General features: G+C 63.4%; 14 protein-coding genes. All 14 read left to right on the forward strand.

Going from position 1 to position 12,617, the window contains the following annotated elements; translation table 11 throughout:
• Window position 1: 1 nt before the first annotated feature.
• The 14 genes from NLM25_RS17905 (at window position 2) to NLM25_RS17970 (ending at window position 12,616) form a co-directional block, all read left to right on the forward strand.
• On the forward strand, window positions 2–802 hold the full coding sequence (locus tag NLM25_RS17905; RefSeq protein ID WP_254137860.1) for an inositol monophosphatase family protein: 801 nt from the start codon (window positions 2–4) through the stop codon (window positions 800–802).
• Window positions 803–840: 38 nt separating this feature from the next.
• Entirely contained in the window at window positions 841–1,746 is a 906-nt protein-coding gene (locus NLM25_RS17910) for a sugar-binding transcriptional regulator (RefSeq protein WP_254137861.1), read from the forward strand.
• Window positions 1,743–3,209, forward strand: coding sequence for a xylulokinase (gene xylB, locus NLM25_RS17915; protein WP_254137862.1), 1,467 nt, complete (start codon window positions 1,743–1,745; stop codon window positions 3,207–3,209). The genes NLM25_RS17910 and xylB overlap by 4 nt, the downstream gene beginning before the upstream one ends.
• Window positions 3,210–3,288: 79 nt before the next feature.
• Window positions 3,289–4,305: an alcohol dehydrogenase catalytic domain-containing protein gene (locus tag NLM25_RS17920; RefSeq protein ID WP_256570706.1), complete on the forward strand. Its 1,017-nt coding sequence runs from the start codon at window positions 3,289–3,291 to the stop codon at window positions 4,303–4,305.
• A gap of 31 nt (window positions 4,306–4,336) precedes the next feature.
• Window positions 4,337–5,002 (forward strand): HAD family phosphatase, encoded by a 666-nt coding sequence (locus tag NLM25_RS17925; RefSeq protein ID WP_254118229.1) that lies wholly within the window; start codon window positions 4,337–4,339, stop codon window positions 5,000–5,002.
• Between the two features lie 641 nt (window positions 5,003–5,643).
• Window positions 5,644–6,990 (forward strand): ABC transporter substrate-binding protein, encoded by a 1,347-nt coding sequence (locus NLM25_RS17930; protein ID WP_254137864.1) that lies wholly within the window; start codon window positions 5,644–5,646, stop codon window positions 6,988–6,990.
• A 102-nt stretch (window positions 6,991–7,092) separates the two neighbouring features.
• The gene (locus NLM25_RS17935) at window positions 7,093–8,052 is read left to right on the forward strand and encodes a carbohydrate ABC transporter permease (RefSeq protein WP_254137865.1); all 960 of its coding nucleotides are present in this window, start codon (window positions 7,093–7,095) and stop codon (window positions 8,050–8,052) included.
• Entirely contained in the window at window positions 8,049–9,002 is a 954-nt protein-coding gene (locus NLM25_RS17940) for a carbohydrate ABC transporter permease (RefSeq protein ID WP_254137866.1), read from the forward strand. Before NLM25_RS17935 ends, NLM25_RS17940 begins: the two co-directional genes overlap by 4 nt.
• Window positions 8,999–9,211 carry a hypothetical protein gene (locus NLM25_RS17945; protein WP_254137867.1) on the forward strand — a complete coding sequence of 71 codons (213 nt, stop codon included), beginning with the start codon at window positions 8,999–9,001 and terminating at the stop codon, window positions 9,209–9,211. Before NLM25_RS17940 ends, NLM25_RS17945 begins: the two co-directional genes overlap by 4 nt.
• A gap of 6 nt (window positions 9,212–9,217) precedes the next feature.
• Complete coding sequence (locus NLM25_RS17950) at window positions 9,218–10,315, forward strand: ABC transporter ATP-binding protein (RefSeq protein ID WP_254137868.1); 1,098 nt, start codon at window positions 9,218–9,220, stop codon at window positions 10,313–10,315.
• The gene (locus NLM25_RS17955) at window positions 10,308–11,315 is read left to right on the forward strand and encodes an ABC transporter ATP-binding protein (protein WP_254137869.1); all 1,008 of its coding nucleotides are present in this window, start codon (window positions 10,308–10,310) and stop codon (window positions 11,313–11,315) included. The genes NLM25_RS17950 and NLM25_RS17955 overlap by 8 nt, the downstream gene beginning before the upstream one ends.
• Window positions 11,312–11,926 (forward strand): dihydroxyacetone kinase subunit DhaL, encoded by a 615-nt coding sequence (dhaL, locus tag NLM25_RS17960; protein WP_254137870.1) that lies wholly within the window; start codon window positions 11,312–11,314, stop codon window positions 11,924–11,926. Before NLM25_RS17955 ends, dhaL begins: the two co-directional genes overlap by 4 nt.
• On the forward strand, window positions 11,923–12,309 hold the full coding sequence (gene dhaM / locus NLM25_RS17965) for a dihydroxyacetone kinase phosphoryl donor subunit DhaM (protein WP_254137871.1): 387 nt from the start codon (window positions 11,923–11,925) through the stop codon (window positions 12,307–12,309). The genes dhaL and dhaM overlap by 4 nt, the downstream gene beginning before the upstream one ends.
• On the forward strand, window positions 12,302–12,616 hold the full coding sequence (locus NLM25_RS17970; protein ID WP_254118239.1) for an HPr family phosphocarrier protein: 315 nt from the start codon (window positions 12,302–12,304) through the stop codon (window positions 12,614–12,616). The genes dhaM and NLM25_RS17970 overlap by 8 nt, the downstream gene beginning before the upstream one ends.
• Window position 12,617 lies beyond the last annotated feature (1 nt).

The following is a 12,617-nucleotide window of genomic DNA, read 5'->3' on the forward strand; positions in this document are numbered from 1 at the left end:
AATGCCTGTCGATACCGAAATGATGGCGCTGATGCGCGGTGCCGAACCGATTGTGACCCGCGCAGCCGCGACGCTGGTCGAAATGCAGCGCGAGCCGCGCGCGACCACGCGCAAGGAATTGCGGGATATTGTCACTGACGCGGATCTCGCCGCGGAAAAGATCGTGATTGACGGGCTGAGGGCGCTGACACCCGACGCTGCAATCCTGTCGGAGGAGGCGGGCTTTAGCGGCACGCCGACGGCTTCGCGCTGGATTATCGACCCGCTCGACGGCACCGTGAATTACGCCGCCGGCCTGCCGTGGTTTTCGGTCAGCGCGGCCTATCACGACGGCGGGGAAGCGCTGATCGGGCTAGTCGAATCGCCGCTGTCTGGTATCAGCGGCCGCTACGTGCGCGGCGCGCTTGCGACCATCAACGGCGTGCCGGCGAGGGTGTCAGATACGCGCTCGCTTTCCGATGCCGTCGTGTCGGTCATTCTGACCTCGAACTTCCAGCCCGACGAGGTACGGATGGCGGCCGCCATCGTCGAGCGGCTTGGTTCGGTGGTTCGTGGCGTCCGCATCGTCGTTTCGGGCGCACTCGAAATGGCATGGATTGCGGCCGGCCAGCTCGACGCCTTCGTCTCGACCAGGGCCGATCTCGTCTCTCACGCGGCGGCCATGCCGCTGGTGCGAGCGGCAAACGGGCGCGTGACGACAATCGCGGGTGTCGACTCGCAATTTGACGATTTGCAGAAGATTGCCACAAATGGTCACATCCACGACGAGCTTCTGACATTGCTCCAGGAGATTGCGCTTTGAGTGACCAGACTATTTTGCGGATTGCCTGGCTCTATTACATGGAGAATCTGACCCAGGCTGAAATCGGCGAGCGGCTCGGGCTGACGCGTGCGCGCGTGAACCGCATGCTATCCGAGGCCCGGCACTCGGGCATCGTCAGTATCCGGTTGAACTCGCAGTTCGCGAGCTGCACCGAGCTGGAGCACCAGTTGCGTGAGCGGTGCGGGCTGGACGATGCGGTTGTGATCCCGAGCCCGGAAAATCCTGAACTGGTCGCAAGCCTGATCGGGATGGCGGCCGGGGCCTACCTGTCCAAGTTCCTGGAAGAGAAGCGCCCGCGCACGATCGGCATCGGTTGGGGTGCGACCCTGCGGGAAACGATTCGCCACGTCACGACGGCGGAGTATCCGGAGCTCTGGGTCGTCTCGATGATGGGAGGTCTGTCGCGCGGGCTCGAGCTCAATACGTTCGAGATCGCGGGCGAGCTCGCGCGCCGGCTGCATGCCAAGTGCAGCTATTTGGCCGCTCCGATCTACGCAAGCAGCAAACGATCGCGCGACACGTTTATGGCACAGGAGATCTATGCGGAGGTCCTGGAGCGTGTCGGCCGGCTCGATCTCGCGCTGCTCAGCCTGGGAGACCTCACACCGCGCTCCCTGCTGGTGCGGCACGGCCTGCCGCCGGATGTGGGCATCGAGGATCTGCGCGCAGCAGGCGCGGTCGGAGACGTTCTGGGCCAGTATCTCGATCAATCTGGCCGGCAGATCAACCACGGCATCAATTCCCGCGCCATCGCGCTGCCGATCGAGAAACTCGCGAAGACACCGACCGTGATGCTGATCGCGGGAGGTACCAACAAGGCGCCGGTGATCGCGGCGGCATTGCAGGGACGGATCGGCAAGGTGCTGGTCACGGACGAGAAGGCGGCTGCCGGAGCGCTTAAGCTGATCGGCAAACAGAAATGAGCCTGTTTCTGGGCATCGACATCGGCACATCAGCCGTGAAGGCGATCATCGTCGATGCCGAGGACCGCGAGCAGGCAAGTGCGGTAGCTCCGCTATCGATCGACAATCCGCAGCCACTCTGGTCCGAGCAGCATCCGGATGCCTGGTGGACGGCTTCAGCCGCCGTGCTCGACCGTCTCGCCACCGATCATCGGAAACTCATGTCCGGTGTGGTGGCGCTCGGTCTTTCCGGTCAGATGCTCGGTGTGGCCTTGATCGACGCCGCCGGACGGCCGATCCGGCCAGCGCCGCTCTGGAACGACGGACGAGCGGGCGCCGAATGCGCAGAGCTCGACGCCAAGGTGACTGATTTCGCGGGCGTTGCCGGTGCTCGGCCGATGCCGGGCTTTTCCGCGCCAAAAATCCTCTGGCTATCGCGCCATGAGCCCGACGCCTTGAAGCGCACCCGGCGCATTTTGCTGACGAAGGACTATGTCCGCCTTTGCCTGACGGGCGAGGCGGTATCGGATCGTGCAGATTCATCGGCGACCCTGCTGATGGACACCCGGGCCGGGGCATGGTCTCCGCTGCTTGCCGAAGCGTGCGGCATCGGCGTCGATGTGCTGCCCGATCTCGTCGAGAGCGGTGCGGTTGGCGGCACGCTGCGACCCGAATTGGCGCGACGTTTTGGCTTGCGCGCCAATCTGCCCATTGCTGGCGGCGCGGGTGATAACATGGCCGGCGCGATTGGTGCCGGCGTAATTCGCGCCGGCGACGCATTCATCAGCCTTGGGACGTCGGGCGTCTATTTTGTCGCCAACGACCGTTTTGTGCCGGCACGCGGCCAGGGCATGCACACCCACAGGCATGCGGTGCCTGGCTTGTTCGGCCAGCACGGTTGCGTCCTGAGCGCAGCGAGCGCGCTGAACTGGGTCGCGGGCGTCCTGGGTATTGCCTCGATCGAGCGCTTTCTTGCCGAGATCGAAGCCGCGGATTTGTCGCCAGCCGATATTCCGGTGTTTTCGCCTTATCTCGGCGGCGAGCGTACGCCGCATGACGATCCGCTCGCCACCGCAACGCTTTCGAATTTGCGCAGCACGGCCGGGCCGCTTCACATCGGTCGCGCCGTCCTCGAGGGTGTCGCTTTCGCGATTGCCGACTGCCACGATGCGCTGACTGCGGCGGGGGCGGCGATGGGAACGATCGCACTTGTCGGCGGCGGCGCGCGCAGCCGGTTTTGGGGACGGCTCATCGCGACCGCAATCGACCGGCCCCTGCTTCTGCCGCCGCTGGCCCCGCTGGGGCCAGCATTGGGGGCTGCGCGACTGGCGCGCCAGGCGAGCGGCGGTGGATTGAGCGACGAGGGCGACCGCCGCGGAATGACCGTGCTCGAGCCACACGCCGGCCGGCGCTCGGGGTTGGAGGAACGGCGCGCCGTCTACCGGCAGCATTATGCAAAAATCGCCTCACGAGAACATTTGTAAATATAAGAATACATATGTATAGTTCTGGTGCTGCCGAGAGCGGCGACGCCGGAAACATCCAGAAGTCAGGGTTTTGAACATGCGCGCAGCGGTTCTCCACGATGTTCGCGATATTCGCGTCACCGAAATTCCGACGCCAACGCCGGCCGCTGACGAGGTCATCGTGCGGGTCAAGGCCGTGGGCGTGTGCGGCAGCGATTTGCATTCCTATCTGGAGGGCGGAACGACCGGTCCGACCCGGATCAATCCGTTCGTGCTTGGGCACGAATTCTCGGGCACGCTGACGCCTGAGAGTGCACGTCGGGCAGGGCTGCCGGCGGATGCGCTGATGGCGGTCGATCCCGCTATTTCCTGCGGTCGCTGTGAATGGTGCCATCGTGGCCATACCAATCTGTGCCCGCACGTGCGGTTTCTCGGCTACGCGCCGAACAACGGCGCCATGGCCGAGTTCATCTGCGTGCCGACATCCGCGGTGCATATCGTGCCTGACAACATCGACCCCGCAGGCGCAGCGATCCTGGAAACGCTCGGCGTTGCAATCCACGCCATGGACCTCGCACGCCCCCGATTGATGGAAACCGTCGCGGTGCTTGGCTGTGGTCCGGTCGGTTTGCTGCTGATTCAGTTGGCGCGCTTGGCTGGCGCCAGCAAGATCATCGCGATCGACCCGGTCAAAGCACGAGCGGATCTCGCCTGCGATCTTGGCGCCGACGTCGGCTGCGGCGGTCCGGAAGAAGCTGCCGGCTTTACCAACGGCCGCGGCGCCGACCTCGTCATCGAGGCGACCGACTCCTCGCACGGCTTCGAGCATGCCGCGCGCAGCGCCCGCATTGGTGGCCGGCTCGTCATCGTCGGAATCCCCGAGAATAATCAATATTTGCTGAGTGGTGCGGAATCGCGCCGCAAGGGCCTGTCGATCAAGTTCTCGCGCCGCATGCCGGAGGTCTATCCACGGGCGATCGCCCTGGCACAGAGTGGTCGCGTCAAGCTCGCACCCCTTGCCACGCATCGGTTTTCGCTGGACCAGACGCCGGCAGCGTTCGAACAGCAAGTCACGCGCCGCGACGGCATCATCAAGGCGATCATTTACCCCTAGCTCTGCATGTGCGGGCGCGCGAGTTCAGTGAATGGCCAAAGCGTTTATTTTCGATTTTGACGGCGTTATCGCTGACAGCGAGGTGCTGGCCAATACCCTGCTTGCTGAAGTCGTGACCGAGCTAGGCGTGCCGACGACACTCGAGGACTCCTATCGCGCTTACCTGGGCAAGCGGCTCAGCGAGATCATCTTGGAGATCGAGAAGAACGTCGGTCGGCCGCTGCCCCCATCGTTCGCCGCTCAGTTTCAGGCCAGAACGCTAGATCGCTTCAAGCAGGCACTCGCGCCAATTCCCGGCGTGCGAGAGTTCATTGCAAAGTTCAGCCACGTCCCCCGATCCATCGCGTCATCTTCGTCGCCGGACAGGCTCGCCCTCTGCCTCGATGTCCTGGACATGGCGCCTCTTTTCGAAGGGCGCGTGTTCAGTGCGTCCAATGTTGAACGCGGCAAGCCGTATCCTGACATTTTCCTGCACGCCTCGGCCAGCATCGGAATTCCTCCGAGCGAATGCATCGTCATCGAAGACAGCCCGAGTGGCGTGATGGCAGCACGCGCGGCCGGGTGTACGGTCGTTGGCCTGCTCGCGGCGGGACATATCCGCGAAGACCATGGCGCGCTTCTTAGGAAGGCCGGGGCTCACTACCTTGCGTTGGACTACCTCGAAACGGAGCGCATCGTTGGCGAGCTGCTCGACTGACTTGCGCGTGCGATGCCTCGAGAACGAGAGGTGGGATTCGCGTGTGCATGACCAGATTTGTACAGGGCAGGGGATGACAAGCATCCTGACGCGCAATTCAGTTGACGGGGCAGCGTCGTTTCCTCGGTTGCTCTAATTGGCAAGCGGCGCAGATCGGCTAGATGCGCACGTAGGTAAGGCTGCTTTGCAACGGGCGACCACTGACGCGAATGCGTTGCGTGTGAAGGCCGTGGAGGTCTGGCCTGCATCTGGGGGCTGACTTTTTCACGATGCCGGCTGGGATACGTGCCGGCCTCCGGTAATTGCAGTCAGCGAGAGCCGACACGATCCGTACAGGCACGATATCGCGGGGAGATGTTCGACCCGCTTCTTGCGGTGGAACGATCATTCCCAGACCTAGGACAAAGATTAAGCGCTGGCATCAGGCACGCCGTGTCGAAGCCAACTCCGCTTGCAATGTTTAGTAAATCGTGGTTCACTAAACAAATCGAGCCTGCCGGGCCTATAGAATCCGGGTGGCGCGAGGAAACGCCAGTTTAGTTATTCAGCTCGTCACGGACTGTGTCGCTCTGCTCGAAGCATTCGAGCGGGATGGAAAGCCGCGCCATGTCGATGGCCGGCCCACTCGGAGGGAACGTGTAATGAAACGGACATTGAAGGCGCTTGCTGTTGCGTGCGGGGCTACCGTCTCCGCGTTTGGCGTCGGAGCGGGGACCACGCCCGCACAGGCTCAGGGCAAAACCATCACGCTGTGCTGGGCCGCATGGGATCCGGCCAACGCGCTGGTCGAGCTTTCGAAGGACTTCACCGCCAAATCGGGGATCGGTATGAAGTTCGAATTCGTACCGTGGACCAACTATGCCGATCGCTTCCTGAACGAACTCAATTCGCGCGGCTCGCTGTGCGATCTCATCATCGGCGATTCACAATGGATCGGCGGCGCCGCGGAGAACGGCCAGTACGTCAAGCTCAACGATTTCTTCAAGAAGGAAGGAATCAGCATGGACGACTACATGCCGGCAACTGTGGTCGGCTATTCCGAGTGGCCAAAGAACACGCCGAACTATTGGGCGCTGCCGGCGATGGGCGATGCGGTGGGCTGGACCTATCGCAAGGACTGGTTCGCGCGGCCGGACGTGCAGAAGGATTTCAAGGCCAAGTACGGCCGCGAGATCGGCGTGCCGAAGACGCTCGACGAGCTCAAAGACATCGCGCAATTCTTCCAGGGCCGCGAGATCGACGGCAAGAAGGTCTATGGCGCCTCGATCTACACCGAGCGTGGCTCGGAAGGCATCACCATGGGCGTGTCGAACTACCTCTACGATTACGGCTTCAAATACGACGATCCAAAGAAGCCCTATGCGATGGACGGGTTCGTGAACTCGGCCAGCGCGGTGAAGGGGCTCGAGGCCTACAAGGAGCTCTACAAGTGCTGCACGCCGCCCGGCGCCTCCAATTCCTACATGTCGGAAGGGCTTGATGCCTTCAAGTCCGGCCAGGTCGCGCTGCAGATGAATTTCTTCGCGTTTTTCCCGGGCCTCTACAAGGACCCGAATGTCGGCGGCGACAAGATCGGATTCTTCGTCAATCCGGCCGGTCCCGCCGCGCAGGCGACGCAGCTCGGCGGCCAGGGCATCTCGGTGGTCTCCTACTCCAAGAACCAGGCCGAGGCGCTGCAATACATCAAGTGGTTCTCCGGCGGCGACGTCCAGAAGAAGTGGTGGGCGCTCGGCGGTTATTCTTGCGCCAAATCCGTGCTGAACGACCCGAGCTTCCCGAACAGCGCGCCCTTCGCCAAGGAGTTCCTGCAATCGATGGGCATGGTGGTCGACTTCTGGGCCGAGCCTTCCTACGCCCAGCTGCTGCAAGCCGAGCAGAAGCGCGTGCATGACTATGTGGTGGCCGACAAGGGCACCGCACAGGAAGCGCTCGACGGTCTGGTGAAGGACTGGAAGGCGATCTTCAAGGAAGAAGGCAAGAAGTTCTGAGATGAACTGCCCGGAGCGCGTGCGCTCGCGCTCCGGGTTTCCTTCGAGATGACCGGAACCGTCGCAGTGTCGACGACCCCGGTACCAGGATCGGCCGACGCAATGAATGAACTGAGTGCCTCTTCGCGGATCATCTATCGGGCCGTCATGGTCCGGCCGGGTGTGGCGCGTCGTATCCGGGGCCTGTCGGACAGGACGCTCGCCTGGCTGTTCATCACGCCGACGATCGTGCTGCTGCTGGCGATCAACATCTTCCCGCTGCTCTGGACGATCTATCTGTCGTTCACGAATTACCGCGCCAATCGCGCCAACGTGCCGACGATCTGGCTGGGCGCCGATTGGTACCAGTCGATCCTGACCGATCCGGACATCTGGGCGGCGATGCAGGTGACGGCGCATTTCGTGATCTGGACGGTGGTGATCGAGACCGTTCTTGGATTTGGCCTTGCCTATCTCATCGACAAGAAATTCCGCGGCCACGGTATGTGGACCACGATCATCCTGCTGCCGATGATGCTGTCACCGGCTGTCGTCGGCAATTTCTGGACATTCCTGTACCAGCCGCAGATCGGACTGTTCAATTACGTGGTCGCCTTCTTCACCGGCCGCGCGGCCTCGTCCTTCCAGATGCTGGGCGACGTCACGCTGAGCCCCTGGGCCATCGTCATCGTCGATGCCTGGATGTGGACGCCCTATGTGATGCTGATCTGCCTCGCCGGCTTGCGGTCGATCCCGGACTATATCTACGAGGCGGCGGAGGTCGATCGCGCGTCGAAATGGCGGCAGTTCTGGTCGATCACGCTGCCGATGGCGCTGCCGTTCATCATGCTGGCGGTGCTCTTCCGCGGTATCGAGAACTTCAAGATGTTCGACATGGTCAATCTGCTCACCGGCGGTGGGCCGGGGTCGACCACGGAAGTCGCGTCGATCACGCTCAAGCGTGCTGCGTTCGAGAGCTGGCGCACCGGCTATTCCTCGGCCTTCGCGATCATCCTGTTCGTGACGGTCTTCGGCCTCGCCAACATCTACGTAAAGGCGCTGAACAAGGTGAAAAGCCGATGACATCAGCCACCACAGCCCATTCGGTCGTCGAGCCGTCGGCCACGACGCGGCGCTTTGCCGGCTCGCTCGTCGTGCTCTACGCCATCATCACCATGATCCCGCTGGTGTGGATCATGCTCACCGCGTTCAAGTCGCCGGACGATGCGATCTCCTATCCGCCAAAAGTGATGTTCAAGCCGTCGCTCGAAGGTTTCTGCAATCTGTTCACGACGCGCTCGCGCCAGACGCCGGAGTTCATCCGCTCGCTCGGACCGCCGCAGGGGCTTTGCGACAGCATCGCCCGCGACCGCAATATGGTGGTCGCCGGTCCCTCGAACTATGTGCCGCGCTTCGTCAACTCGCTGATCATCGCATTCGGCTCGACCGTGCTCGCCGTCGCGCTCGGCACCTTGTCGGCCTATGGCTTCTCGCGCTTCCGCGTGCCGCTGAAGGACGACCTCTTGTTCTTCATTCTGTCGACCCGGATGATGCCGCCGATTGCGGTCGCGATCCCGATCTATCTGATGTACCGCACCGTCGGATTGTCGGACACAAGGCTCGGGATGATCCTGCTCTACACCTCGGTCAACGTCTCGCTCGCCGTCTGGCTGCTCAAGGGATTCATCGACGAAATCCCACGCGAGTACGAGGAGGCGGCTATGATCGACGGCTATACCCGCTTTCAGGCCTTCGTGAAGGTGGTGCTGCCTCAGGCCACCACGGGAATCGCGGCGACGGCGATCTTCTGCCTGATCTTCGCCTGGAACGAATACGCCTTCGCGGTGCTTCTCACCTCGGGCAACGCGCAGACGGCGCCACCGTTCATCCCGATTATCATCGGCGAGGGCGGGCAGGACTGGCCCGCAGTGGCCGCCGGCACGACGCTGTTTTTGGTGCCGATCGTGGTGTTCACGGTGCTTCTGCGCAAGCATCTGCTGCGCGGCATCACCTTTGGAGCCGTTCGCAAATGAGCCTCGATGCCAACTCATCCATCGCGCATCGCGGTCTCGCGGACCGCATGCTGCGCCGCGGCCCGCTCGAAGCCGTGGCGACGACGACCATCGCCGCCGGTGTGGTGATGCTGATGCAGCCGTTCTCTCTGACGCTGTATTCCTGGTCGTTTGCGACGACCCTGTTCGGCACGGTGATGTTCACCATCGTGTCCAAGGTCCGGGAGTAGGGCGCGATGGCACAGATCAAGGTCGAGGCGCTCGACAAATCCTTCGGTGATTTTCATGCGGTCAAGTCCGCCAGCTTCACGGTGGAGGACGGCCAGTTCCTTTGCCTGCTCGGGCCGTCCGGCTGCGGCAAGACCACGACGCTCCGCATGATTGCCGGCCTGGAGTTGCCGACGGCAGGTACGATCCGGTTGGACGGCGAAGACGTGACGATGAATCGCGCATCCGCGCGCGACATCGCCTTCGTGTTCCAGCTCTTCGCGCTCTATCCGCACATGAATGTCCGGCGCAACATCGGCTTTCCTCTGACATGCGAGGGCATCGGTGCGGCCGAGCGCGACCGGCGCGTTGTTGAGGCTGCGCGGATCTTGCGGATCACGCATCTACTCGACCGCTCCGTCTCCGGCCTCGCCGGCGGCGACCGGCAGCGTGTGGCGCTTGGACGAGCCATTGTGCGCAAGCCGAAGTGTTTTCTGATGGACGAGCCGCTCGGCGCGCTCGATACCGAGATGCGCGAGGCCATGATTCACGAACTGCGGGCTCTGCATGACCGCTTGGGAGCGACGACCGTCTATGTCACCCATGACCAGCTTGAAGCCATGGCGATGGCTGACAGGATCGCGGTGATGAACAATGGCGTCGTCGAGCAGGTGGCGAGTCCGCGCGACATCTATGACCGGCCGGCTTCGCTGTTCGTCGCGGACTTCATCGGCTCGCCGCCCATGAATTTCCTGCCGTTCCGTGGCGGTTTGCAGACCGGCGCAGAGGCGATCCGGCTTGGCGAACGCGACGTTGCAATTCCTGCCGCGCGTGAGGCGATGGCGGAGAGCGAGCTGGTGCTCGGCGTGCGGCCCGAGCATGTGCGCTTCACCGATGGCGGCATGGTGCGCGGCGAAGTCTATGGCACGGAATATCTGGGCACGACGCAGATCGTGACCGTGACGACGCGTTACGGCGCGCTCAAGGCCCGCTCACCTAGCAGCAGATCGTTTCGGACCGGCGAGACTGTCGGGCTCGACTTTCGGCCCGATACGCTGTCGATCTTCGACAAGGCATCCGGCCGGGCGATTCGCACCGCGCTGCATGAGGGAGGCGCGCATGGCTGAGGTTGAGATCATCTCCGTTTCCAAGGCGTTCGGTAAGACGCAAGCCCTGAGCGATCTGTCGCTGACCGTCGGCGACGGCGAGTTCGTGGCATTGCTCGGGCCGACGGGTGCCGGCAAGACCACGGCATTGCGCTTGATCGCCGGGCTGGAGCAGCCGGATAGCGGTTCGATCCGGATCGACGGGCGCGATGTGACCGGTGCCGCGCCGGCGGACCGCGATGTCGCCTTCGTCTTCCAGCAATATTCGCTGTATCCGCACCTCACTGTGTTCGAGAACATGGCTTTCGCGCTGCGCGCGCCGACCCGCCGCGTGGGCGAAGCCGATATCCGCGCGAAGGTGCAGGAGGTCGCGCGGCTTCTTCACATCGAGACCAAGCTGGACAACAAGGCGACGCAGCTGTCGGGCGGGCAGATGCAGCGCGTTGCGATCGGCCGGGCGCTGGTCCGTTCGCCCTCGATCTATCTGATGGACGAGCCGCTGTCCTCGCTGGATGCCAAGCTGCGCGGCGAGCTGCGTCTGGAGCTCAAGCGGATCCAGGTCGATCTCGGCGCGACGATCCTCTATGTCACCCACGATCAGACGGAGGCGATGACCATGGCATCGCGCATTGGCGTGATTGAAGGAGGGCGGCTGATGCAGATCGGATCGCCGCGTGAGATCTACGAGAACCCGATCAACGCGCATGTCGCGGCGCGGCTGGGCCAGCCGGCGATCAATCTGCTGCCGGCGGCCCTGTTTGCCGGCACGCCGGCCGGCGCCGAGACCATCGGCGCGCGGACCGAGCACCTGACGATCGCGCGCGGCGGTGGCGACGTCTCGGCAACCGTCAAGCGGGTCGAGCACCTCGGCGACCAGAGCCATCTCCATCTCGATCTCGCTGGCCGGCCGGTTGTGACCCTGGCAGATCCCGAGGCGGGCTTTGGCGCAGGGGACGTTGTGTCGCTCCGGCTGAACAGACCGCTGTTTTTCGATGCGAAGGGCGGGAGGGTAGCGGCATGAGCCTTGATCGGGTAGCCAGGGAAAGACTGGTGCGAGCGCTGGCAGGGTCAGTGATCGAACACGCGGACGAGTTGACGAGCCTCGATCAGGCGATTGGCGATGGGGATCATGGGCTGAACATGAAGCGCGGTTTCGAGGCGGTGCTCGCGGCATTGCCGGGCCTTGCCGACAAGTCGCTCCCGGACATGCTGAAGGCGATCGGAATGACTTTGGTCATGAAGGTCGGCGGTGCTTCGGGGCCGCTGGTCGGGACATTCTTCATGGAACTGGGCAAGGCCCTTCCGGAGCACCCGAGCCGGGCCGATCTCGTCGCCGCGACGGAGAAGGCGGTTGAGGCCGTCAAGGCGCGTGGCCGTTCCGAAGCAGGCCAGAAGACGCTGCTGGATGTTCTGGTGCCGGTGCACGCCGTTCTGGCGGGCGGCGGCGATGCAAAGGCGATCGCAGCTGAGGCTGCGCAAGCGGCCGATCGCACCACGCCGATGCAGGCGATTCGCGGCCGCGCGTCGTTTCTTGGCGAACGTTCCATCGGTCATATGGACCCGGGCTCGCGCTCGGCGTCCCTTTTGATCGGCGCAGCAGTTGAGACACTGGAGTTCGAGGTCAATACATGAGCAATGTCGGAATTGTCATCGTATCGCATTCGCCGAAGATTGCGGAAGGCGCGGCCGATATGGTGCGGCAGATGGTCGGAGACGCGGTGCCGCTCGCCTGGACCGGTGGCGACGTCGATGGTGGGCTCGGTACCAATGTTGCAGGAATCCTCGAGGCGATCGGGTCGGCCTGGTCACCGGCAGGCGTCGCGATTCTCGTCGATCTCGGCGGTGCCGAGACCAATTCGGAGATGGCGGTGGAGATGCTCCCCGAGGATCGGCGCGCGCGCGTGCTGGTCTGTAACGCCCCGGTGGTCGAGGGAGCTGTGATCGCTGCGACCGAATCTTCGGGCGGCTCATCGCTTGCCGCCGTCAAGCGCAGTGCGGAGGAATTCTATGCATGATGCCAACGCCAACCGGGCGGCTCAGACGTTTGCGCCGCTGACCGCCTCGGCGGTCCTGGTCAATCCGGTCGGCCTGCACGCGCGGCCATCGGTGAAGCTCACGCAATGCGCGAAAGGCTTTGCCGCAAAGATCGAAATTGCGCTTGCCGCCGACGGCCCCTGGACGGACGCCAAGAGCCCGGTGAAGGTAATGCGTGTGAAGGCGCCGCAAGGCGCAACGCTGCATTTCCGCATCGCCGGTCCTGATGGCGAGGCGGCGCTCGCGGCCATGCTGGCGCTGGTGCATGACGGTTTCGGCGAGGCCTGAG

This window comes from Bradyrhizobium sp. CCGB01 (genome assembly GCF_024199795.1).
Classification (GTDB): Bacteria; Pseudomonadota; Alphaproteobacteria; order Rhizobiales; family Xanthobacteraceae; genus Bradyrhizobium.

Coding starts and splice junctions, on each gene's coding strand:
- NLM25_RS17935 (WP_254137865.1), top strand. CDS start 7,093: ATGAATGAACTGAGTGCCTCTTCGCGGATCATCTATCGGGCCGTCATG.
- NLM25_RS17955 (WP_254137869.1), top strand. CDS start 10,308: ATGGCTGAGGTTGAGATCATCTCCGTTTCCAAGGCGTTCGGTAAGACG.
- NLM25_RS17905 (WP_254137860.1), top strand. CDS start 2: ATGCCTGTCGATACCGAAATGATGGCGCTGATGCGCGGTGCCGAACCG.
- NLM25_RS17945 (WP_254137867.1), top strand. CDS start 8,999: ATGAGCCTCGATGCCAACTCATCCATCGCGCATCGCGGTCTCGCGGAC.
- NLM25_RS17970 (WP_254118239.1), top strand. CDS start 12,302: ATGCATGATGCCAACGCCAACCGGGCGGCTCAGACGTTTGCGCCGCTG.
- xylB (WP_254137862.1), top strand. CDS start 1,743: ATGAGCCTGTTTCTGGGCATCGACATCGGCACATCAGCCGTGAAGGCG.
- dhaL (WP_254137870.1), top strand. CDS start 11,312: ATGAGCCTTGATCGGGTAGCCAGGGAAAGACTGGTGCGAGCGCTGGCA.
- NLM25_RS17920 (WP_256570706.1), top strand. CDS start 3,289: ATGCGCGCAGCGGTTCTCCACGATGTTCGCGATATTCGCGTCACCGAA.
- NLM25_RS17940 (WP_254137866.1), top strand. CDS start 8,049: ATGACATCAGCCACCACAGCCCATTCGGTCGTCGAGCCGTCGGCCACG.
- NLM25_RS17950 (WP_254137868.1), top strand. CDS start 9,218: ATGGCACAGATCAAGGTCGAGGCGCTCGACAAATCCTTCGGTGATTTT.
- dhaM (WP_254137871.1), top strand. CDS start 11,923: ATGAGCAATGTCGGAATTGTCATCGTATCGCATTCGCCGAAGATTGCG.
- NLM25_RS17910 (WP_254137861.1), top strand. CDS start 841: ATGGAGAATCTGACCCAGGCTGAAATCGGCGAGCGGCTCGGGCTGACG.
- NLM25_RS17925 (WP_254118229.1), top strand. CDS start 4,337: ATGGCCAAAGCGTTTATTTTCGATTTTGACGGCGTTATCGCTGACAGC.
- NLM25_RS17930 (WP_254137864.1), top strand. CDS start 5,644: ATGAAACGGACATTGAAGGCGCTTGCTGTTGCGTGCGGGGCTACCGTC.